The organism is Thiomicrospira aerophila AL3 (genome assembly GCF_000227665.2).
GTDB lineage: Bacteria > Pseudomonadota > Gammaproteobacteria > Thiomicrospirales > Thiomicrospiraceae > Thiomicrospira > Thiomicrospira aerophila.
Genome location: NZ_CP007030.1, coordinates 1,670,461 through 1,690,949 on the forward strand (window position 1 = coordinate 1,670,461; position 20,489 = coordinate 1,690,949).

Genomic DNA, 20,489 nt, shown 5'->3' on the forward strand with positions numbered 1-20,489 from the left:
AGGTTAAGCCAAGTTGAACTGCGCGTCTAATCCTTCACAAATGAGATGGTTCACCAAGGTATGTGCCTCTTGAATACGCGCGGTGGTGGTTGAGTCAATACAAATAGCCCAATCAGCTATTTGGGCCAACGGATTCGGCGCTTGTCCCGTTAAGGCCACTGTAGTGAGACCTTGACGTTTTGCTTGTTGCACCGCCTGTAGAATATTGGCACTGTGCCCGGACGTGGACATCGCCATTAGCAGGTCACCGCTCTGCCCCAGCGCTTCTATTTGTCTAGCAAAAATGGATTCAAATTCAAAATCATTGCTATGCGCTGTCAACAAGGAGGTGTCTGTGGTTAAGGCAATCGAAGCTAACGGGCGACGATTCATTACATAGCGCACCATCAATTCTGCCGACATATGCTGCGCCTCCGCCGCACTGCCACCATTGCCACACCACAGCACCTTCTTGCCTACTTGCAACGCCGCTACCATCGCTGTCGTGATGGCACAAATCACCTCTTGTTGCGCAAATACTGAGTCAACCGCTTGCTGATGAGCTTGTTGCACACGTATAAAATCAACCATGCTCAGCTCCCTTAATGCGTGTGACAATGTCTGTGGTGGAAAACCCATCCCAAAAAGACAAGACTTCAACCTGCCCACCGCGCGCCCAAACACACTGTGCACCGGCAATCTGTTCAGGACGATAATCGCCCCCTTTCACCAACACATCAGGTTGCAAGGCACAAATCAGCCGCTCCGGCGTATCTTCGTCGAACGGGACCACCCAATCGACACAACTCAGCGCCGCCAGCAACTCCATACGACTAGCCAGCGGAACCACTGGGCGGGTCGGGCCTTTTAGACGCGCAACCGACGCATCACTGTTCACCGCCACAATCAAGCGATCACCCAACTTAGCGGCTTCATTTAAATAACGTACATGTCCAGAATGCAAAATATCAAAACAGCCATTAGTAATGACCACCCGCTCGCCCTGTGCCTGCGCGGCTTGAATCAGCGCAATCAAATCGGCTTCAGTGGGGGATACATAGCCCTGATGACGATGGCGTAGCTGTAAATAATCATCTAATTCGGCACGACTGACGGTTGAAGTCCCGACTTTGCGCACCACCACACTCGCGGCCGCATTGGCTAAATAAACCGCTTTTGACCAGCTCAGGCCTGCTGCCATCGCAGTGGCGAGTGTCGCCATGACCGTATCACCGGCACCGGTCACATCAAAAACTTCTTGTGCTTCCGAAGACAATAAATAGGGCTTAGCCTGCTCACTAATGAGCGCCATACCATGTTCAGAACGGGTAACCAGCAAGGCTTGTAAATCGAGTTGCTTTACTAACGCCTGCGCTTTATCTATAAGTGTTTGATCATCAGGGCAGGCGCCAACAATTAATTCAAACTCACTTTGGTTCGGCTTAATCAGCGTGGCCCCTCGGTAGCGTTCAAAATCCAAGCCTTTAGGATCCACCAGCACCGGAATATTGAGCTGACGCGCCGTCGCAATCATCTGAGCCACCTCGACTAACGCGCCCTTGGCATAATCGGAAATGACCAGCAAATCAAAACCTGCGAGTTTATCCGCTACCAGCTCGGCTAGCGCCTGCGCCGATGCAACAGGGACAGCTTGCTCAAAATCCATTCGAATCAATTGTTGGTGATGACTCAACACACGCAACTTACAGATGGTGCCACTGTCACAATAAACCCAGTCGGCATGCACTTGATGCTTAGCCAAGACCTGCTGCAACTGCTCACCCGAACGATCCCGACCAATAATACCGAGTAGGTGGACCTGGGCCCCTAGGGTGGCGATATTCAACGCCACGTTGGCCGCACCGCCGGCACGGTATTCATCTTTAGATACTTTAACCACGGGGACGGGGGCTTCGGGGGAAATACGGCCAGCTTTACCGGTCCAGTATTGATCTAACATTACATCGCCAACGACTAACACCTTGGCCTGGGAAAAATTTTCAGTCATAGTTATTCAAATTTTTATCTTATCGCGCAAATTGCACAACCGCTAAGATTAGCAGTTATTGAATATAGGTTGTATTTTGATTGATTCTAGCAGGAATCAGCAAGTGAAAAACTAAATAATGCAACGCAGATGCACTAAATCCCACTATAATTTACCTACATTACAACTCAAGGTTTTAAATCACTATGGCTAATCCAAATATTGCATCGCGCGCGCGCCCTCTTACCAGTCTAGCGATTGGTGTTGCACTCAGCCTCAGCCCGTTGGCTGTTTACGCTGAATCAGCTGCCGGCTCACTTTGGCGAGGCGCCACCTATGCCGCTATTGCCGGATTAGCCTATACCAATCCCTTTAATGCTGATCAGTTTAACTTGAGTGCCGGTGCATTTGACGAGCATGACGCACTTCAGCTAGAGATTAATTTTCGCTATAACCTTGGCGAAGGCCGCGCCATTTTTAGTCAAAGCCAACTGACCCCTTTTGTTGATCTGGGCTATGCGTCATGGCAAGAAGTATTAAACGGCATTGACATGGTCAATCGCGGTAACGCCTTCACTGTAGCGGCTGGAGTCAGACTGGCCTTTCCAACTTTTGCCTACATTATTGACTTTGCCGATGCGCGTATCGGCGTCGGCATTTTAGCCCCGAGCTACTTTGAGAATGATAAGGGTGAACGGCGCGACTTTGGCGGACCCTTTAGCTTTACCGAGGAACTTGCGGTGGGTGGCTATTTTTCAGAGAAGCAGGCCTGGGAATGGCGTTTGGCGGTACAACACTACTCCAACCACAATATTTACACCCAAAATGCCGGAATGGACTTTATCAAGCTCGGACTTGGTTATAATTACTAGATATAGATTTAACACTCAAAACATTTACACGGAGCCAAAGTACCCGCTATGTCACAGCCAAGCCATCTGACGATTGCCAAACAGGTTTTTGAAATTGAAGCACAAGCCATTGAAAACCTGATCTTATTACTGGATGAACAATTTGAGCTAAGCGTCGATGCGATTTTGCACTCCACTGGCCGAGTGGTCATTTGTGGCATGGGCAAATCGGGTTTGATTGGCAAAAAAATTATGGCCACGCTAGCCAGCACAGGCACCCCTTGTTTCTTTATGCATCCTGGCGAAGCTTTTCATGGCGATCTAGGCATGGTGTCATCTGAAGACGTATTTATTGCACTCTCTAATTCAGGCGAAACCGAAGAAGTGATTCGGCTACTCCCCTTCTTAAAAGACAACGGCAATGTGATTATTGCAATGACCGGCCGCCCAGATTCGACTCTAGCCAAAAACGCAGATCATCATCTCAATATTGCCGTGCCTAAAGAAGCCTGTCCACTGCAACTGGCTCCTACTTCCTCTACCACGGCTACACTGGTCATGGGCGATGCCTTAGCCATTGCACTGATGCAAGCACGCAACTTTAAACCCCATGACTTTGCGCGCTTCCATCCAGGCGGCAGTTTAGGGCGTAAGCTGCTCACCAAGGTTAAACATGAAATGCGTAGCGGACCCCTGCCGATTGTGTCAGCCGATGCCAATATGAAAGACGTTATTCATAGCATCAGCGATGGGCGCTTGGGTTTGTGTATTGTGGGTGATGCCGAAGGCATTATTACTGACGGTGATTTAAGACGCCACCTTGAACAAGATGCGGCCGCACTAATGAACAAGCAGGCCGGCGATATTATGACGCCCAACCCTAAAACCATTGATGCCAATGCCAAACTTTCGCAAGCAGAAGAGCTAATGAACCAGGCTAAAATTGCATCCCTACTGGTCACCGAGGAAAATAAATTGGTCGGCGTGATTCAAATTTATGACCTCAACCGCTAAACAGCCCAAGTCAGTTAGTCAGCAGGCCTGGTTAGGCCGTTTTGCATTAACAGTCTATCGTGCATTGCTCTACCTCATTTTACCGCTTGTTGCGCTAGCGGCTTGGCGGCGCTGCCGTAAAGTACGCAACCCTACTCTAAGTGCCAAACTCAGTCCTAGCACCTGCTGGAGAACGCGATTTGGTCACACGCCTACCACTATCCCCACTGGAGGAATCTGGATTCATGCCGTCTCAGTGGGGGAAACCCGCTCGATTTTTCCGCTGTTAGAACATCTGCATCAACAGCATCCAACGCTACCTATTACGCTGACCAGTGGCTCAACCCAAGGCGCGCTGCAAGCCCTTGAGTTCAGCCCTGTGCCGATTTACCACCAGATGATTCCCTATGATTACCCCTTTGCGGTCAAGCGATTTCTGAAGCGACTGCAACCTAAACTCGTGCTGATGGTAGAAACCGAGATTTGGCCCAATCTTTACCAGGCCTGCTCACAACAACAGATTCCACTAATGCTCATTAATGCGCGGCTAAAAGCCGGTTCATTTACGGCTTATCAACGCTGGGCCAAACCCTTGATGCAACAGGCCCTGGCCCAGCCGCAGCTGATTGCGGCACAATTTGAAGCGGATCGCACTCGTTTTATTGCCCTAGGGGCGCCGCCAGAACGGGTTAAGACATTGGGTAATTTAAAATTTGATATACACCTACCTGACAACATTCAACAACAGGCTAGCAAGTGGCGTGCACAACTGGCTCAACCTGAACGTTTTATTTGGGTAGCGGCCAGCACCCATCATGATGAAGAACAACTGATGCTGGCCGCCCACCAACAGCTGCTTCAACAGCATCCCGATGCGTTACTTATTTTGGTTCCACGACATGCCGACCGCTTCAACGCGGTAGCAGGCCTGCTAACTCGTTATAGCCAGCAGCATCCGGACATTCGTTGGCAACAGCGCAGTCAAGCCTCCAATAGCGCCCTAGATTGCCAGGTCTATTTAGCCGATACAATGGGGGAACTGCTGCTGTGGTTTGCAGCGTCAAACGCCGCGTTTATTGGGGGTAGTATGGTTAATTTTGGTGGCCATAATATTTTAGAACCGGCCGCCCTCGCCAAACCCGTGCTGTCTGGCCCCTATTATCAAAACCTAACCTCACTCTATGACAGTTTTATTGCCGATAAGGGCTTACAAGTCTGCCCATCGCCCACCGAGCTTGCCCAGACCCTGATTCAGCTTGCCGACTCACCCGAACAGCAAGACTATTGGGGGCAGCAAGCCCTTCACGCCCTGCACAATCAAACCGGCTCCTTGGCGCGCCATTATGAACAGATTCGTTGCTATTTAAGCTAAACCCTTCTCACCCACCTTTACAAAATATAAAATATACGTAAAATAACTTATTATTTTGCGAGTCATTGCCTCATGTCTATCAAGTACAAGCAACAGGGCTTAATAATCAGCCTGATGCTATTTTGGCTCCTCCTAGTCAGCCTGCTGTTACTGCTTAGCTTAAAACCGACCGCAGCTGAGCGAGCATGGCAAGGGCATAATCAACAAGGTCAATACCTTGATTGGGTGGCACAACAGCTTTGGCAGTTCAGCCAACAGACCCCACAACTCTATGCAACCGATACCAATGGCCGTTTTTATGATGCGGACCGCATTCCCAGTCCGGGTTATTTTCCCTGCCCTGATACCAATCATAATGGTCAAAGCAATGCGCCCTGCGGCCAAGGTCAAGACATTGCAATCGGTCTGTTGCCACAACAAATTGCCACGCGCAGCGTCAATTTAACGCCTTATCACGCGGCGCCGATCACTATCGGTTTTGCAATCGATAGTCGCTATGTGATTCAAAATGCCGACTACCATAACCCACCGATTCAACGTTATGCCCCGCTTAACCCCATCCATCCAGGCGAAGCGGCATTGCGCGACTGGCAAGGACAAGCCAGTGTCGCGCTCGTGTTCATCATTCCAAACGATCAGCTGTTCGAAAATGACACTTGGCGTCATGCACTCACACAAACGCCGCAGCATCCTGAACGCCAAATCTTTAATCAACGCTTTCCGCTACAACAGGCCTTAACACTCGCTGAATGGCAGCAACGAATGCACAACCATGTCGCGCCACTTGCCAACACATTTTGCACGTTACCCGCTGACCAACCCCATTGGTTTAATGCTTGTAGCAATCCACAACAACCGACTGTTCATTGTCCCAACCAACTCCCTGCCAACCCCACCGGCAGCGACTGGCGCGCACTGCTATGTCCCGCCGATTAAAGTTTAATCGACAAACTAAGCAACAGGGGTTGAGCTTGATTGATCTGGTCTTAGCATTGGCTTTAGCGGGAGTTTTGATTAAATTCGGCTGGCAATTTAGCATGCAACAACACTATCAACACCAGCTGTCAGAGTCCGCAAAGCGATTAGACCAATCGCTCAGCGCATTAGAATTTTATTTACTACGTAATGCGCACCTACCCTGCCCCGACACCAACGGCGATGGCTTAGAAAACCGCCATGCAACCGGACGTTGTTTAGCCCGACATGGCCGCCTGCCCTACTTAACCTTGATGCTAACGACAGCGAATGATGGTTTTGGTCAGCCTATTTATTACGCTGTTCATCAACGCGCCAACAGTGACACGGCTGCTAACAACCATCGTTTGGCGTGCGCGAGTGCCAGTGTGTTTGCCAAGCAAGGCCCCATCAATAACACCTTTTATCAAAACCCGACCGGTGCGATGTTTTGCACCGCTGCGCAATGTGATCATACGCAACCACAACACTATAACCCAGAGGAGCATGATGATCAGCCCTGGTGCCAAACCACAAGCCAAGCACGCGATAGACCACCCTACTTTAATCGTCTTACGCCACCCCTTGGCACCAGCACCGCACTACTTGGCAGCCTACGTGTCTGTACAGATAACCCCAATGAATGTCGTTCTAACACCCCACGCAGCCAGCACGCTGGCAATCAGGTTGTCGCGGTAATAGTCAGCTTTGGTAGCAATGGACCAACAGCTTGGCAGGATTGCAGCTCACTCAATCCGCGCGAGCAACAGAATTGCAACCACAATGGTTATTTTCAACTCGACCCCATCAGCGCCACCTTTGACGACCAGTTGCGCTGGCTAAGCATCCACCGTATTAAGGATCTTTTGTATGACCAGCTTGATTGGCATCAAACAGCGCCGCAATAACCGCATCAGCAAAATGAACAGCCCTGCTAAGCAACAGGGCATCAGCCTAATTGAAATGATGGTCGTACTGGCTATCATCGGATTATTGATGCTGAGTTTGTGGCCGATGGTGCATCAACTACAAACCCATCACCAGCGCCTGCAGCAAGAGCGCGCACTTAATTTAGCGCAAGACCATCTGCTATTTTATCTGCGCCAGCAAGGGCATTTACCCTGCCCTAGTCTGACGCCGAACGCGGCCGAAGCCCGCGAAAGCGATGGGCGCTGCCAACTGCAACTCGGCTACCTACCGACCCAAGCGCTGGGTTTGAGCAGTCATCAAAAAATCTGGTATGCCGTGCCAGCCAGCACGCGCCAATATCATGAACTGCACAATACCGCCAGCTCAGCCAGTTTCTGGAATCACCAGCCCTGCTATGATCAGCCCCAACACCATTGCTTTAACCGCCATACTCCGGCGCAGTCTTTAGCGATAGAACAAAGCTATCAAATACATCAAAATGGCGAGCTGATCGCGCAAGGGCAATTACTCTGGCTAGGCCACCCCACTGCCCAGTTATGCGACTTCACTCACTGGACAGCACGTCAGGCCTGCTTAATTAAGCAAAACCAAATCCACCTTCCTACTCAGCATCAAATCAGGTGGCGCAGCTTACATGCCATGCACCTACTGCAAGCAGCGGGGCATTTAACGCATTAAATCTAACTTATTAACCCAAGCGACAAGCCTAGCCATACAATGCTCCCAACACTGATCACATAAAACAGCATTGGCATTAGGGTATAGCGGATAATTTGGCCTTCTTTGCCGACTAGATTGACCACCGAGGCGGCGGCGACCACGTTCACCACACAAATCATATTCCCGGCATTCGCGCCGAGCATTTGTAGCGCCAAAATCCAATGGGTGGGCAAGCCGGTGGCGAGCGCCGTGGATTCTTGGAATTGGGCAAACATCATATTGGAAAAGGTCGCCGAACCGGCAATAAAACTGCCCAGCGCACCGACAAATGGGGCAGCTAGCGGCCAGTTACCCTCAAAAGTCGTTGCAGCCAGCGCAGCCAACTCCATCGGCATTGACAGCAATTCGGCTTCATTTACGCCGGAGTTTAAGAAAATCCGCACCATCGGCACCGACGCACCCAGCGCAATAATAGTCGGCAACATCACTTTGGCCGAGCGCCCCCACGCCAAGCCTGCTTGTTTAAGCGGGACTTTATGCAAAGCCAAGGTGACTAAAGCCACTAAAATAAATAACGCGCCGGGCAAATAAAACGGTACCAGTTTGGCGGAAATTTCGGTAGCCAAAATCGCGTTAAACTCCAAACTCACGCTATTGAGCCAGCCTTTAAACGGCAAAAAGTCCAATCGACTCAATACCAACACCAGCGCGACCAATACATAAGGCAACCAGGCCTGGTACAGCGACAAACCATGATGTTGTTTGGGTTCAACCGCGAGACAAGATAACGCAGGTGATTTTTCGCAACCCTGAATTTTCACCAGGCCTGGTGCGTGCTCATTCAGCGCATTGGCGGAAAATTCCGACCGATCGGTTTTAAACAGCCATACGTCTTTCGGGGTTAAAAAACCTTTTTTCGCCGCGGTGACCGTAATCACCAGGCCTGCTAAGCCGCCTAGAATCGCCGGAAATTCCGGCCCTAAAGTTTTTGCCACCAATAAGGCCGGAATCGTAAAAGAAAACCCGCCCAACAAGGCAAACTTCCACGCACCCAAACCTTCGCGCCAGCTTTTGTTTTCGCCAAAAAAGCGGGTTAGAATCAGCACCATAATCAAGGGCAAAAAACTGGCGACAAATAAATCAATCGTGCTGGCGGTCACCGCGATTTGCATAATTTCATCATAGGTTGGATCGGCTAACCCCTGCCCGATACCGACAATCACCGGCGTACCGACTGCGCCATAAGACACCGCGGCGCTGTCGGCAATCAACGCCAACACCACCGCCGCCATCGCCGGAAAACCCAGCGCTAATAATAACGGTGCCACAATCGCTGCCGGCGTACCAAAACCACTTGCGCCTTCCAAAAAGGCTACAAATAACCATCCGACAATCACCGTTTGCACCCGGCGATCAGGCGAAATTTGGGTGAAGCCGCTGCGAATCACCTCCACCGCGCCACTGACTTTGAGGGTGTTGAGCAACACAATCGCGCCAAACACGATAATCAAAATCGAGGCTGAAATCACCCAGCCTTCTAAAATCGACGCGGCAATTTGAATCCCCGGCACCTGCCACACCCACCAGGCCAAACCCGCCACCAACACCAAGCTCAAGCCCATTGCACGACTGGCGGGCATGCGTAGCATCACAAGAAATAACAATACCGCCAATACCGGCATCGCCGCCGTTAAAGCTTGAAAAAAGGTCATGATAAGGTTCCGAGTAAAATTTAATAACAGTGCTAAATTGTATCAAAAATCAGCGACTTATCTTTGCTTGACAGCAAGATTGAGCAGGGTATAATTCACGGTTTTTTCAAATCTGCGAGGGCACAATTATGCCAGTTTCTGAACAGCCGTTAGTTGGGGTGATTATGGGGTCAAAAAGTGATTGGCCAACCATGCAACACGCCGTTGATATGCTGACACAATTTAACGTGCCGCACGAAGTCAAAGTGGTGTCCGCACACCGCACTCCGGATTTGATGTTTGAATACGCACAAACGGCTGAAGCGCGCGGCTTGCAAGTGATTATCGCCGGTGCCGGCGGTGCCGCCCATCTGCCCGGCATGGTGGCGGCCAAAACCCTGATTCCGGTGTTGGGTGTGCCGGTTAAATCACGTGCGCTAAACGGTCAAGACTCATTGCTCTCCATCGTGCAGATGCCGGGTGGCATTCCGGTGGGCACCTTGGCGATTGGCGATGCTGGCGCTAAAAACGCCGGTATTTTGGCCGCGCAAATTGTCGGCAACCACAACCCGGCGGTGCGTGATGCGGTGCGGGCTTGGCGTCAAGCGCAAACCGATGATGTGCTAGCCAACCCAGATCCGAGCGTCGCCAACGCAATCTAAAGCAGGCTTTCGGGTAAACTAACGCTTTCGTATTCGCACAGGAATTCTGACCATGACTCCATTTAGTCGTCGCATTGGCGTTTTAGGCGCAGGCCAACTCGGTCGTATGCTAGCCATGGCCGGTTACCCGCTCGGGCACAAATTTGGCTTTTACGGCCTAAACCATGACGAACCTGCCGCCCTGCTCGGGCAAATGCACACCCCTGATGCCCAAAGCGCCGATGACACCGCGAGCCTTGACGACCTCGTTGCATTCGCCGATGTCATCACCTTTGAAAGCGAAAACACCTCGGTTGAACTGGTCAAACAGATTAGCCAAACCACGCAAGTCTATCCTAGCGCCACCTCACTCTATTACGCCCAGGATCGTGGCCGCGAAAAAGCACTGTTTAATCAGCTGGCTATCCCCTGCGCACCCTATGCACTGGTCAATAGCTTGGCCGAACTGGACACTGCCGTGACCACTATTGGTTTGCCCGCGGTGCTCAAAACCACCACCGAAGGCTATGACGGCAAAGGCCAATTTGTCATTAAACAGCCTGAACAGATCCACCAGGCCTGGTTGTCGATTGGTGAACGCCCGGCGATATTGGAAGGTTTTGTCCATTTCAAGCGCGAGCTGTCGATTATTGCCGTGCGCAACGCCCATAACGAGCATGTTTATTATCCACTGGTGGAAAACCAGCACCGCGATGGCATTTTGCGTTTGACTCTTGCGCCCGCACAAGCCATTGCGCCACAGATTCAAGCGCAAGCCGAAGGCTATATGCAAGCCCTACTGGATAAGATGGATCATGTCGGTGTCTTGACGCTGGAGTTATTTGAAACCGAAGCAGGCCTGGTGGCGAATGAAATGGCACCGCGGGTGCATAATTCCGGTCATTGGACAATGGAAGGGGCACAAACCTCCCAGTTTGAAAACCATATTCGCGCGATTAGCGGCCTGCCACTCGGTGCGACCGCACCGCGCCAAGCCTTTGCTGCCATGATTAACATTATCGGCGAACACGGTGATATTGCATCCGCACTCAAACTGCCGAATGTGCATGTTCACTTATACGACAAGGCCGAGCGCCCGGGTCGCAAACTCGGCCATATTAATGTCTTAGCAGACAGTCAAGACGCGCTTAACCACACCCTTGAGCAACTCCAGGGCTGGTTGAACTAAACTCGGCTTACCAAATGGTTAGCCTTTCCACTTAATTGAGCAACCCATAGACGGAATTTGTTCGAGCGGGCCTTGGCCGGTTTGCGCGACTTGCTTCATGGCTTCAAATAAATCACGGCGCACATTCGCATCCGCTGCCTGCTTGCGCGATGCATCCAAACGCCCGCGATATTGCAATTGCAAATCCGCGTTATAACCAAAAAAATCAGGGGTGCAGACCGCGCCATACGCCTTAGCAACCGCCTGGGTTTCATCGAGTACATAGGGAAAAGGGAACTGCCATTTTTCCGCCACGGCCTGCATATTCTCAAACGAATCTTCTTCATACTCGTTCGGGTCGTTCGACATAATCGCGATCGAGTTAATGCCCATCGTCTTTAACTCGGCACAGTCGCGCACCAAGCGGTCCTGAATCGCTTTCACATAGGGACAATGGTTGCAGATAAACATCACCAGCAGGCCCTTTTCGCCGCGTGCTTTATCCAGCGTCCAAATCTGACCATCAACACCGGGCAAGGCAAAATCGCTTGCCGCCTTTCCAAAATCACACACCGGCGTGGTTAAACTCACCATCTGACTCGCTCCTTTAAGATTATTTACTAACGCACCAGCTCTGGACTAAAACGATATTGTGCTGGCACGCCCGTCAAATTATTAAGGTGTTCGGCCAGCTTATCATAGCCCGCATCGGGCAAAAATTGATTACTTACGACATGAACTTGCACCAATGGCTCGCGCCCCCATTTAACACTGACGCGCTCCAGCTTCACCGGCACCGACTCCACCATCAACTCTACCCCTTGAATATTATTGATTAAACGGCTTTGCTGGCCCATCTGCCAAAATGAAAACGCCAACGGAATCGTAATCAACCCAACAATCACCATCGAAACGCTGAAGCCTTTGCGAGCGCGGGCAAAACTGGTATAGCCCATCACCCAAAAAGTGATCGCTGCGGCGGCCGCAATACCAAACAAATTGGTAATAAACAACAAAAACGAGCCATAAATCACTGACCAATCCATCCAACCCAGCCCGATACCGGTCACCGCTAGAGGGGGCACCAACGCCACGGCAATCGCGACCCCGGCCAAGGTTTTTGCCACTTCAGATTTAGCATAGGCATAGGCACCGGCAATCCCCGACACCACCGCTACCCCCAAATCTAATAGCGTAGGATTCAATCGCCCAGCTATCTCGGGGGTGACATGATGAATTCCAACCAACCAGGTCGCCACCATCGCACTTAATAGCGCGAGTACTAGCCCAATCACTAAGGTTTTTGATGAACTCAGCGTTAAGCTGGATTCGCCGCGCGCCAACCCCATTGCTAAAGACACAATTGGAGCCATCAAGGGCGCTAAAATCATTGCGCCAATCACCACCGAGGTCGAATTAGCCATTAAGCCAAAGGTCGCTAATAAAGTCGATAAAACCATCAGCGTAACATAGGGCGAGGTAGTGAGCGCACTTTGACGCAACTCAACGAACACATGCTTATAGTCTTCTTCATGCGCTTGGTCAAACAAGGGTAAGGGTTTATTGGCTTTGAGCTTCGCGTCATCATCACGTGCCAAACCTTGCACACGAAACACCTCTTTGGTGGCCTTCGAAGTCATATCATCATCACGAATCAACCGCCCTGGAATCATTAGCAACTGTTGTGGATGCACATCAAACCGAATCTGTGCCGCTTGACGAGGTTGATCATCAATCACATAATCGACCGGCTTTGCCGTAGTGATAGTTAATTCGTGGGTTTGGACTAGACCAAAGGTATCGGCTAATAAGCTCAACTGTTTTTGGCCCAGCACATGCGCTTTAAACCAGTGCCAGCCATAGCCCATCAAGGAACCTGGCGCAAAGATGACTGCATTTAAACGACCATCGTTAAAATTAAAGTTTTCTTCCAAGCTGCGCGTTAAGGCGTCTGAACTTGAATGCGGCACCACTAAAATCCCCAAAGCCGCCGTTTGCAGCTGCTGTTTTTTAGCGGTGACCAGTTTGAATAAACTCGGCGTAGAGGTTTTCAGCTCTTGATAGGTATCGCGCCAATCCAACCAGGCCTGCTGCCACGCGGCTAGACCCGTTTTAAGCGAGGTTTGCCGGGCATGCACCATATCGCCTAACGCCACACCCGATAGCACGAGTTCATCATTACAATAGAGCAAGTCGCCCATTACCGCCTGCCCCGTCTCGACGCCATCGGCAATCGCTTCGGCCAAGCGTTTGGTTACACCAAAATAGCGCTGCGCATGTTTATTTTGCTCCCTGGGCAACAAGGCCAGCGGTGTCTGTTGCTGATACAGCTCAGGCGAGGCGACTAAAATCGGCAATAATCTTGCAATCTGCACATCACTCAAATACAACCAATAGCGACGCGCTTCTGGCAGACTTTCCAAACTAACGATCGCCTCTTCCAGACTAAAGTCCAAATCAAAAAACGCTACTTCAAGCCCCTGCGCAATGAGCAGGCCTGCTAATTCCTCGCGCTCAGTTTGCGCACAGGTCGCATCAATGAGCACCCAATCTTTTGGGCGCGCCATCGCCCTCGCGATACTATCACTCACCACTTGATCAATTTGTTGGTCCGAAATCATCCGTGTACTCCATTAAGTCCGCCTATTCCTCTGCTAACCAGCCAGATTTAAATACGCTCATTATAGGCTTTATGCAACTAATGTGAGTTTTCTATTCACTAACCAATCAGATTAACCGCCTTATTCAAGGCTTATGCCTTATATTCCGATGCATAAGCTGACACCAAACCATTGGTTAGCAACGGTTTGACAGGTCAGCTTTTTCTGCGATAATACGTTCTTTGCGCCGATTTGATAATCAGCTTGCGGGCGCGTTACTAAGTACGGCTAAAGCGAGGAGTTTTCCCGCCTCTTTCCGTACCTCACTTTTGTTTTTTTGAATTGCGAGGTTGCACATGACTACCACTGTTTTTACATCTGAATCTGTTTCTGAAGGCCATCCTGATAAAATTGCCGACCAAATTTCCGACGCCATGCTGGATGCGATTATGCAGCAAGATCCGCGTGCGCGTGTCGCCTGCGAAACCTTTGTTAAAACCGGCATGGTGCTGATCGGTGGTGAAATCACCACTAGCGCTTGGGTCGATCAAGAAGAGTTAGTACGCCGCGTGGTCAAAGACATTGGCTATGACAGTGCCGACCTGGGTTTTGACGGCGACACCTGTGCGGTACTCACCGCGATTGGTAAACAGTCTGCTGAAATCGCCATGGGCGTCGATGAGTATGACGACCACGAACAAGGCGCCGGTGACCAAGGCTTAATGTTTGGCTACGCGTCGAATGAAACCGACGTCCTGATGCCTGCACCTATTTATTATGCCCACCGTTTAATGGAGCGCCAAGCGCAAGTGCGTAAATCCGGCGAACTACCTTGGTTGCGCCCTGATGCCAAAAGCCAAGTGACCCTGCGTTATGAAAACGGGCAACCCGTTGCAATTGATGCGGTGGTTTTGTCCACCCAGCATGGCCCCGATATTGAAAACGCGGCATTGCGTGAAGCCGTGATGGAATTAATTATCAAGCCGACACTGCCCGCCGAATGGTTACACAAAGACACCCAATATCACATTAACCCGACCGGGCGTTTCGTGATTGGCGGCCCAGTGGGTGATGCCGGTTTAACTGGGCGTAAAATCATTGTGGACACCTATGGCGGTATGGCGCGCCACGGTGGTGGTGCGTTTTCCGGCAAAGACCCATCTAAAGTAGATCGTTCTGCCGCTTATGCCGGACGTTATGTGGCGAAAAATATTGTGGCAGCAGGCCTGGCGGACAAGTGCGAAATCCAAGTGTCTTATGCGATTGGTGTTGCCGAACCGACGTCGATTAGCATCGACACCTTCGGCACCGAAAAAATAGCGGTCGAAAAAATCGAACAGCTAGTACGTCAACACTTTGACTTGCGCCCGAAAGGCTTGATTGCGATGCTGGATCTTTATCGCCCGATTTACCAAAAAACCGCCGCGTACGGCCACTTTGGTCGTGAACTTCCTGAATTCACCTGGGAAAAAACCGATAAAGCAGACGCCCTACGCGCTGACGCCGGTTTGTAAATTGACAAGAGTTTAGTCATCGACTGATTCACGCGTTCACCCACTACACCGACTCCTTCGATTTTGCTGCGCAAAAGAGGCGTCGCTGGTGTAGTGGTGAAACGCGAAGGATGCAGAACCTTGTGTGCAGATAAAAGATAAACCGAGAGCACTTGGCGTGCAACATACAAAACAGGACGCGAGTCATGAAATCACAACAAAAATACCCACAAGGCTTTAGCCTAGAGTGTTTTCCGCCACGCACAGCGGAAGGCAGCGACAAGCTTAACCAGGTGATTGACGAGTTAAGTGTGCTTAACCCCGAGTATATCTCCGTCACCTACGGCGCAGGTGGCACCACCCAAGAAAAAACCCTTGAAACCGTCACCCACATTCAGCAAAACACCCGCTTTGATGCCGTGCCGCATTTAACCTGTATTGGCGCGACCAAAGACAGTATTCGTGCGTTACTAAAAACCTATCAAGACCTCGGCATTAAGCGCATTGTCGCATTGCGCGGTGACATGCCCTCCGGCATGATGGACCCGGGCGAGTTTAAATACGCGGCTGATTTGGTTGCATTTATTCGCCAAGAAACGGGCGATCAGTTCATACTCGAAGTCGCTGCCTACCCGGAAACCCATCCGCAAGCACGCAATTGCGATCAAGGCATCAAACACTTTAAACACAAGGTCGATCAAGGTGCCGATGCCGCGATTACTCAGTATTTCTTTAATGCCGACAGCTATTTCTATTTTATTGATTCGTGCGAAAAAGCGGGCATCGACCTGCCGATTGTGCCGGGCATTATGCCGATTACCAATTACGAGCAGTTGATTCGATTTTCTGCCATGTGCGGCGCCGAAGTGCCGCGTTGGTTGAAGTGTCGTTTAGAAAGCTTTGATGAAGACACGGCCGGTTTGCGTGCCTTTGGTCAGGACTATGTCACCCGCCTTTGTCAGCGCTTGCTCGATAACGGCGCGCCTGGCCTGCATTTCTACAGCATGAACAAAACCCAGCCGACGCTCGATATCGTGCGCGATCTCAACTGGCGCAACGACAACATGCAGCTGTAAATCTGCAATCTAATCGAGCCAAGCGATGCGTATTCCACGGTTTTATTTAGCAGCGAACTATCAACCAGGCCTGGTGATTGAGCTAGACAAGGATCAAGCGCACTATGCGCTGACTGTATTGCGGCTAAAAAATGGCCATCAAATTCAGGTGTTTGATGGCCAAGGCCAGCAAGCTGATGCCCGCCTACAAGTGATGGGTCGTCGTGATGCGCAAGTGGTGCTGGGCGACAGCATCAGCAGGCCTGCTTGCGAATCCCCGCTCAACACCTTGTTAGTGCAGGGCATTTCGCGGGGCGAACGCATGGATTATAGTTTGCAAAAAGCGGTGGAATTGGGTGTCAGCGCGATTCAACCGGTGTTTACCGAGCGCTGCGAAGTCCGACTCGATGAAGACAAAGCTGAAAAACGCCGCCAACAATGGCAAGCTCTTGTGATTAGCGCCTGTGAACAATCCGGCCGCTGTGTGGTGCCGGAGGTCAAACCCCTGATCACCCTCGAACACTGGTTTGCTCAAAACCCCAACCAACCATACCCCAAGGGCACGCGGGGCCTGGTGCTTGATCCTTACAGCACAAAAACCTTCAATGAAATCGAAAAGCCCAATCTAACGCAAAGCCTCGCATTACTCATCGGCCCCGAAGGCGGCTTGACCGAACAAGAAGTCGAACAAGCACAAGCGCAGGGTTTACAAGGCATCCGGCTTGGCCCACGCATTCTGCGCACCGAAACCGCCGCCCCGGTCATCCTCAGCCTACTGCAAGCCCGCTGGGGTGATTTTTTTTAAAACGATTGCCAATCCATTTGCACCAGATTGCGCGCATGCTTATTAAACACTAAGCCCAGTTGGTGAATCTGTTTGCCGCTTTGTTGTTCGGCCAGATATTTTTGCGCACAGTGCTTCGCTTGGATTTGCGCCAGTGCCGGGTTGGGCGTTTGCGGTTGATAGTTTTCGCTTTTGTCGAGTTTGATTTCGGTCACGTAAATCTGATCACCCAGCTTAATCGTTATATCCGCTTGGTCATGATGGGTTATGTCTTCGGGGATAATGGTGGCGTTAATGCTGCATAACCAGGCATACAAGACGGACGCATAATAACCCTCGGCATCCGGCAAGTCGTTTTGGGTGAAATTGCGCCAGGGAATCGCGGCAAACAAGGATTCGATTTGCTGTTGAATCGCGGGGAAGTCGGCGGACTCAAAGGCATCAAAAAGACTATCTTGTCGATGCAAACGCTGTTCCGATTGCGTTTGACTGTACAGACTCGCAAAGTGATCCGCTAGTGCCTGCTGAACTTCAAAATTCGGTACTTTTAAATGGAAACGTAGCCGTTGACGTTTTTCACTAGTTTTAGCGATCGTTAAATACCCGGCTTGGAATAATAAGGTAATCGGATTAATCTGTTCGACATCGAACGAATCCAACACATCCTCACCCACTTCTAGATTGGATAAATCCGGTAAAAAATAACGCTGTTTACGAAACAGCTTGAGCAGAAAACTGGGGTTGCCGGTTTCAAACCAGTAATTACGATAAGTTTTGTTTTTGTTGATAAACAATAAAATATCGAAAGGGTTATAGACTGGTTCGCCTAAAAACTGATAGCCGTTATACCAGTCTTTGAGTTTAGCCCAATCAACGCCGGCTAAATGTTCAGCAAAGTCAGTCTCTAAATCATCTTGAGTGTAGCCACAGATAGCACCAAAGCGTCGATCAAGCGTGATATCTTCGAGCTGATTCATGCCACTAAACAAACTGACTTTAGAAAACTTCGTCACCCCGGTCATAAACACAAATCGCAAATGCGCATCTTGCGCCTTGAGCACGGAATAAATGTTTTTTAAACCTTCGCGCATGGTCGCGGCCAATTCGGGTTGGTCGATATTATCCAAAATCGGCTTGTCGTATTCATCGACCAACACCACCACTTTTTGTCCATAGTGTTGGGCGGCCAATTGAATCAGTTGCGCCAAACAGCCTGCCGGGTCGTGCAGCGAGAATTGCGCGCATTCGATATTTAGGCGGAGCTGGTTTTCGCGCAGCAGGTTATAAATCGCCTGGTCAAGTTCGGCACGGGATTCAATAACACCGTTTGCGAAATTAAGATGAATCACCGGATGGGTTTTTGAAAAATCCCATTTGTCTTCGATATACAGACCTTTAAACAAGGCCTTATTGCCTTCAAACAGTTCTTTAAGGGTATCGACCAGCAAACTTTTACCAAAACGTCGCGGACGCGACAGAAAAAACCGCCCGGCACTGTTCACCATTTGATGAACCAATGGCGTTTTATCGATATAGACATAATTGTCTTCACGAATCGCGCTAAAGGTTTGAATACCAATCGGCAGTTTTTTGAGAGTATCTTCCATCGCAAGTGTCCAGATAAACGAAGCTAATGCCAACATTCTAACACAATGCCAACCAAGCTCATCACCAGGCCTGATTGTGGACTCATGTTCAAGCCGGTCTGGACACCATGCCGTAACTCACTTTTGGCATCTCAGAAGTGGTTCTAATCTCACAATGGTTCACCAAAACATCCAGCGCGGCCTGCAACTCCAGCATCGCTAACTTGCGACCACCGCACACACGCGGCCCGGTTAAAAACGGCAAATACGCCGGGTGCTGAAGATTGATTTTACCTTCCGCTGCCGCAGTCCATTCCGGGCGCTGGGGCCAAAAACGCATCGGTTGCTTCCAAAATTGTGGGTGGGTATGCAAGCCAACCAGCGAAATCGCGACCGCTTGATTGGCCTGAAAATCATCGTCCTCCGGTTTGGCAAACTGACAGACTCGGGTAATAAACGGCACGGGTGGATAAAGTCGCAACACCTCTAAAATAAACTGTTGCGCTAACAGGGTCAGCTCACCCGCCTCATCGCTCACCCCGGTCTGTTTTAATTCGGCTAATAATGCCGGTTGCGCCGCTAATACTTGTGCCATCCACTCCACCGTGGCGGCGGTAGTTTCGGTCGCTGCCATCATATTTTGCACCAACTCCAACTCAGCCGAAAACTCGCTGGTCAACGTATGCAACCATTTTGCGAGGGCAGGATTTTGTTGCCAATGCTGCACAATCTGATGACGGAGGCTATCCATATTACGCTGCGCGGTTTCCACTTCTTGTGCACTGCCACCAAACAGTTCAATCGCTTGCAATAACATCAATTCATTACGCAAGGCTTCGACCTTATCCAATGGCCAATAAATCGGTTCGTCCAAGCCAAAGGCTTCCGATACCGCACACACCGCCGCTTGCAGTGCGCCATTAAAGACCGCCGACTTTCCGGCCGTTGAGCTAGGCAAAAAAGATTGATAGAGGGTTTTTAATCGATTTAATGGCACTTGACGGGTGGCGTTGTTATAAAAAACCTGGGTTAAACGGCTCCGCTTTTGCCAAGCATCATTGTTGGTGGTAAAGCGGCCTTCGGCCAACCTTTCCAAAAACTGATAGTTTTTTATAAATCGTTCCGGCTGGCGAAACACGGTCTGTATCTGGCTTGGCTCAATCATAATCGGAATCGGGAAATTCAAACGACCCGCTTTTCCTGATGCGCGTAAATACAGGTCGTTTAACAAACCCGACAGCTGTGCATAAGCGCGTTGGTAGGAAAATATGTGCTGTGTGCGCCCCAAAATCGGTGGGCGGCGCATATCCGGTCGTCCATCTTGAAACGAACGCAACCGATAGACTTGAAGCCCCGCACACTGATGAGAAATCGCTTTAATCGCTAATGGCAAATACTCGGAAGAGCGCACCACCGTAATGGTCACAATCGCCGCATCGGCGTTTTGCATTTTGGGAGCAGGGAATGCCGTTTGCGCCCCTTTATACCAGCTTTGCGCTTCAGAAGCCTCAGCCAAACTCCAACCGGCATAACCCACCAATTGCCCCTGATCCCACAGCATGACATGGGTTTTGAACATCAACTGCTCGCGAATCTTACCCAACATCAGCTGATAGGAATAATGATTAAACGGCGGAAAAGCCGACACCAAACGATGCACCGCCATTTCACTGGCATCATTTAATTCACCCACGCGCACTTCAGCTAATAAAGGATTCATTGTTTTCTACTCTTGCTATCAATAA

At 50.4% G+C, this 20,489-nt stretch carries 18 protein-coding genes; 11 read left to right on the top strand and 7 right to left on the bottom strand.

What is annotated here, in order from left to right; translation table 11 throughout:
- Positions 1-3: 3 nt before the first annotated feature.
- Both THIAE_RS08195 and hldE read right to left on the bottom strand, forming a co-directional pair.
- A complete protein-coding gene (locus tag THIAE_RS08195) occupies positions 4-570 on the bottom strand; it encodes a D-sedoheptulose-7-phosphate isomerase (RefSeq protein ID WP_006460761.1) in 567 nt (188 codons plus the stop codon).
- Positions 563-1,987 (bottom strand): bifunctional D-glycero-beta-D-manno-heptose-7-phosphate kinase/D-glycero-beta-D-manno-heptose 1-phosphate adenylyltransferase HldE, encoded by a 1,425-nt coding sequence (gene hldE, locus THIAE_RS08200; RefSeq protein ID WP_006460763.1) that lies wholly within the window; start codon positions 1,985-1,987, stop codon positions 563-565. Before hldE ends, THIAE_RS08195 begins: the two co-directional genes overlap by 8 nt.
- A 185-nt stretch (positions 1,988-2,172) precedes the next feature.
- On the opposite strand from hldE, the gene THIAE_RS08205 reads away from it, so the two are divergent.
- From THIAE_RS08205 to THIAE_RS08230, 6 genes are all read left to right on the top strand, one after another.
- Positions 2,173-2,838: an acyloxyacyl hydrolase gene (locus THIAE_RS08205; protein WP_006460765.1), complete on the top strand. Its 666-nt coding sequence runs from the start codon at positions 2,173-2,175 to the stop codon at positions 2,836-2,838.
- Between the two features lie 48 nt (positions 2,839-2,886).
- Positions 2,887-3,831 carry a KpsF/GutQ family sugar-phosphate isomerase gene (locus tag THIAE_RS08210; RefSeq protein WP_006460766.1) on the top strand — a complete coding sequence of 315 codons (945 nt, stop codon included), beginning with the start codon at positions 2,887-2,889 and terminating at the stop codon, positions 3,829-3,831.
- Positions 3,815-5,182 carry a 3-deoxy-D-manno-octulosonic acid transferase gene (locus tag THIAE_RS08215; protein ID WP_006460767.1) on the top strand — a complete coding sequence of 456 codons (1,368 nt, stop codon included), beginning with the start codon at positions 3,815-3,817 and terminating at the stop codon, positions 5,180-5,182. Before THIAE_RS08210 ends, THIAE_RS08215 begins: the two co-directional genes overlap by 17 nt.
- 72 nt (positions 5,183-5,254) lie before the next feature.
- On the top strand, positions 5,255-6,118 hold the full coding sequence (locus tag THIAE_RS08220) for a hypothetical protein (protein ID WP_006460768.1): 864 nt from the start codon (positions 5,255-5,257) through the stop codon (positions 6,116-6,118).
- Positions 6,103-7,044, top strand: a complete 942-nt coding sequence (locus tag THIAE_RS08225) for a methylation site (RefSeq protein ID WP_025299382.1) — start codon at positions 6,103-6,105, stop codon at positions 7,042-7,044. The genes THIAE_RS08220 and THIAE_RS08225 overlap by 16 nt, the downstream gene beginning before the upstream one ends.
- Positions 7,007-7,744, top strand: coding sequence for a type II secretion system protein (locus THIAE_RS08230; RefSeq protein WP_006460770.1), 738 nt, complete (start codon positions 7,007-7,009; stop codon positions 7,742-7,744). Before THIAE_RS08225 ends, THIAE_RS08230 begins: the two co-directional genes overlap by 38 nt.
- Before the next feature lie 2 nt (positions 7,745-7,746).
- Here THIAE_RS08230 and THIAE_RS08235 read toward each other — a convergent pair whose 3' ends face one another.
- Positions 7,747-9,438, bottom strand: coding sequence for an L-lactate permease (locus tag THIAE_RS08235; protein WP_006460771.1), 1,692 nt, complete (start codon positions 9,436-9,438; stop codon positions 7,747-7,749).
- Positions 9,439-9,566: 128 nt separating this feature from the next.
- Between THIAE_RS08235 and purE the strand changes: the two genes are divergently transcribed.
- Positions 9,567-10,079 (top strand): 5-(carboxyamino)imidazole ribonucleotide mutase, encoded by a 513-nt coding sequence (purE, locus tag THIAE_RS08240; protein WP_006460772.1) that lies wholly within the window; start codon positions 9,567-9,569, stop codon positions 10,077-10,079.
- Between the two features lie 52 nt (positions 10,080-10,131).
- Complete coding sequence (locus tag THIAE_RS08245; protein WP_006460773.1) at positions 10,132-11,247, top strand: 5-(carboxyamino)imidazole ribonucleotide synthase; 1,116 nt, start codon at positions 10,132-10,134, stop codon at positions 11,245-11,247.
- Between the two features lie 18 nt (positions 11,248-11,265).
- Here the strand turns inward: THIAE_RS08245 and THIAE_RS08250 are convergent, their stop codons facing one another.
- A complete protein-coding gene (locus tag THIAE_RS08250; RefSeq protein WP_006460774.1) occupies positions 11,266-11,820 on the bottom strand; it encodes a thioredoxin family protein in 555 nt (184 codons plus the stop codon).
- 26 nt (positions 11,821-11,846) lie between these two features.
- Positions 11,847-13,847: a TIGR00341 family protein gene (locus tag THIAE_RS08255; RefSeq protein WP_006460775.1), complete on the bottom strand. Its 2,001-nt coding sequence runs from the start codon at positions 13,845-13,847 to the stop codon at positions 11,847-11,849.
- Positions 13,848-14,182: 335 nt separating this feature from the next.
- Between THIAE_RS08255 and metK the strand changes: the two genes are divergently transcribed.
- From metK to THIAE_RS08270, 3 genes are all read left to right on the top strand, one after another.
- Positions 14,183-15,340, top strand: a complete 1,158-nt coding sequence (gene metK / locus THIAE_RS08260) for a methionine adenosyltransferase (RefSeq protein WP_006460776.1) — start codon at positions 14,183-14,185, stop codon at positions 15,338-15,340.
- 185 nt (positions 15,341-15,525) lie between these two features.
- A complete protein-coding gene (metF, locus tag THIAE_RS08265) occupies positions 15,526-16,395 on the top strand; it encodes a methylenetetrahydrofolate reductase [NAD(P)H] (RefSeq protein WP_006460777.1) in 870 nt (289 codons plus the stop codon).
- Between the two features lie 25 nt (positions 16,396-16,420).
- Positions 16,421-17,179, top strand: a complete 759-nt coding sequence (locus tag THIAE_RS08270) for a 16S rRNA (uracil(1498)-N(3))-methyltransferase (RefSeq protein WP_006460778.1) — start codon at positions 16,421-16,423, stop codon at positions 17,177-17,179.
- Here THIAE_RS08270 and THIAE_RS08275 read toward each other — a convergent pair.
- Together THIAE_RS08275 and THIAE_RS08280 are read right to left on the bottom strand one after the other, a co-directional pair.
- Positions 17,176-18,801 (bottom strand): ATP-binding protein, encoded by a 1,626-nt coding sequence (locus tag THIAE_RS08275; protein ID WP_239232369.1) that lies wholly within the window; start codon positions 18,799-18,801, stop codon positions 17,176-17,178. The two genes, THIAE_RS08270 and THIAE_RS08275, sit on opposite strands and share 4 nt — an antisense overlap.
- Before the next feature lie 52 nt (positions 18,802-18,853).
- Positions 18,854-20,464 (bottom strand): cytochrome P450, encoded by a 1,611-nt coding sequence (locus tag THIAE_RS08280; protein ID WP_006460780.1) that lies wholly within the window; start codon positions 20,462-20,464, stop codon positions 18,854-18,856.
- Positions 20,465-20,489 lie beyond the last annotated feature (25 nt).

Excerpts from the sequence above, each read along its gene's own strand:
- THIAE_RS08195 (WP_006460761.1), bottom strand. The coding sequence starts at position 570 with ATGGTTGATTTTATACGTGTGCAACAAGCTCATCAGCAAGCGGTTGAC.
- hldE (WP_006460763.1), bottom strand. The coding sequence starts at position 1,987 with ATGACTGAAAATTTTTCCCAGGCCAAGGTGTTAGTCGTTGGCGATGTA.
- THIAE_RS08205 (WP_006460765.1), top strand. The coding sequence starts at position 2,173 with ATGGCTAATCCAAATATTGCATCGCGCGCGCGCCCTCTTACCAGTCTA.
- THIAE_RS08210 (WP_006460766.1), top strand. The coding sequence starts at position 2,887 with ATGTCACAGCCAAGCCATCTGACGATTGCCAAACAGGTTTTTGAAATT.
- THIAE_RS08215 (WP_006460767.1), top strand. The coding sequence starts at position 3,815 with ATGACCTCAACCGCTAAACAGCCCAAGTCAGTTAGTCAGCAGGCCTGG.
- THIAE_RS08220 (WP_006460768.1), top strand. The coding sequence starts at position 5,255 with ATGTCTATCAAGTACAAGCAACAGGGCTTAATAATCAGCCTGATGCTA.
- THIAE_RS08225 (WP_025299382.1), top strand. The coding sequence starts at position 6,103 with ATGTCCCGCCGATTAAAGTTTAATCGACAAACTAAGCAACAGGGGTTG.
- THIAE_RS08230 (WP_006460770.1), top strand. The coding sequence starts at position 7,007 with ATGACCAGCTTGATTGGCATCAAACAGCGCCGCAATAACCGCATCAGC.
- THIAE_RS08235 (WP_006460771.1), bottom strand. The coding sequence starts at position 9,438 with ATGACCTTTTTTCAAGCTTTAACGGCGGCGATGCCGGTATTGGCGGTA.
- purE (WP_006460772.1), top strand. The coding sequence starts at position 9,567 with ATGCCAGTTTCTGAACAGCCGTTAGTTGGGGTGATTATGGGGTCAAAA.
- THIAE_RS08245 (WP_006460773.1), top strand. The coding sequence starts at position 10,132 with ATGACTCCATTTAGTCGTCGCATTGGCGTTTTAGGCGCAGGCCAACTC.
- THIAE_RS08250 (WP_006460774.1), bottom strand. The coding sequence starts at position 11,820 with ATGGTGAGTTTAACCACGCCGGTGTGTGATTTTGGAAAGGCGGCAAGC.
- THIAE_RS08255 (WP_006460775.1), bottom strand. The coding sequence starts at position 13,847 with ATGATTTCGGACCAACAAATTGATCAAGTGGTGAGTGATAGTATCGCG.
- metK (WP_006460776.1), top strand. The coding sequence starts at position 14,183 with ATGACTACCACTGTTTTTACATCTGAATCTGTTTCTGAAGGCCATCCT.
- metF (WP_006460777.1), top strand. The coding sequence starts at position 15,526 with ATGAAATCACAACAAAAATACCCACAAGGCTTTAGCCTAGAGTGTTTT.
- THIAE_RS08270 (WP_006460778.1), top strand. The coding sequence starts at position 16,421 with ATGCGTATTCCACGGTTTTATTTAGCAGCGAACTATCAACCAGGCCTG.
- THIAE_RS08275 (WP_239232369.1), bottom strand. The coding sequence starts at position 18,801 with ATGTTGGCATTAGCTTCGTTTATCTGGACACTTGCGATGGAAGATACT.
- THIAE_RS08280 (WP_006460780.1), bottom strand. The coding sequence starts at position 20,464 with ATGAATCCTTTATTAGCTGAAGTGCGCGTGGGTGAATTAAATGATGCC.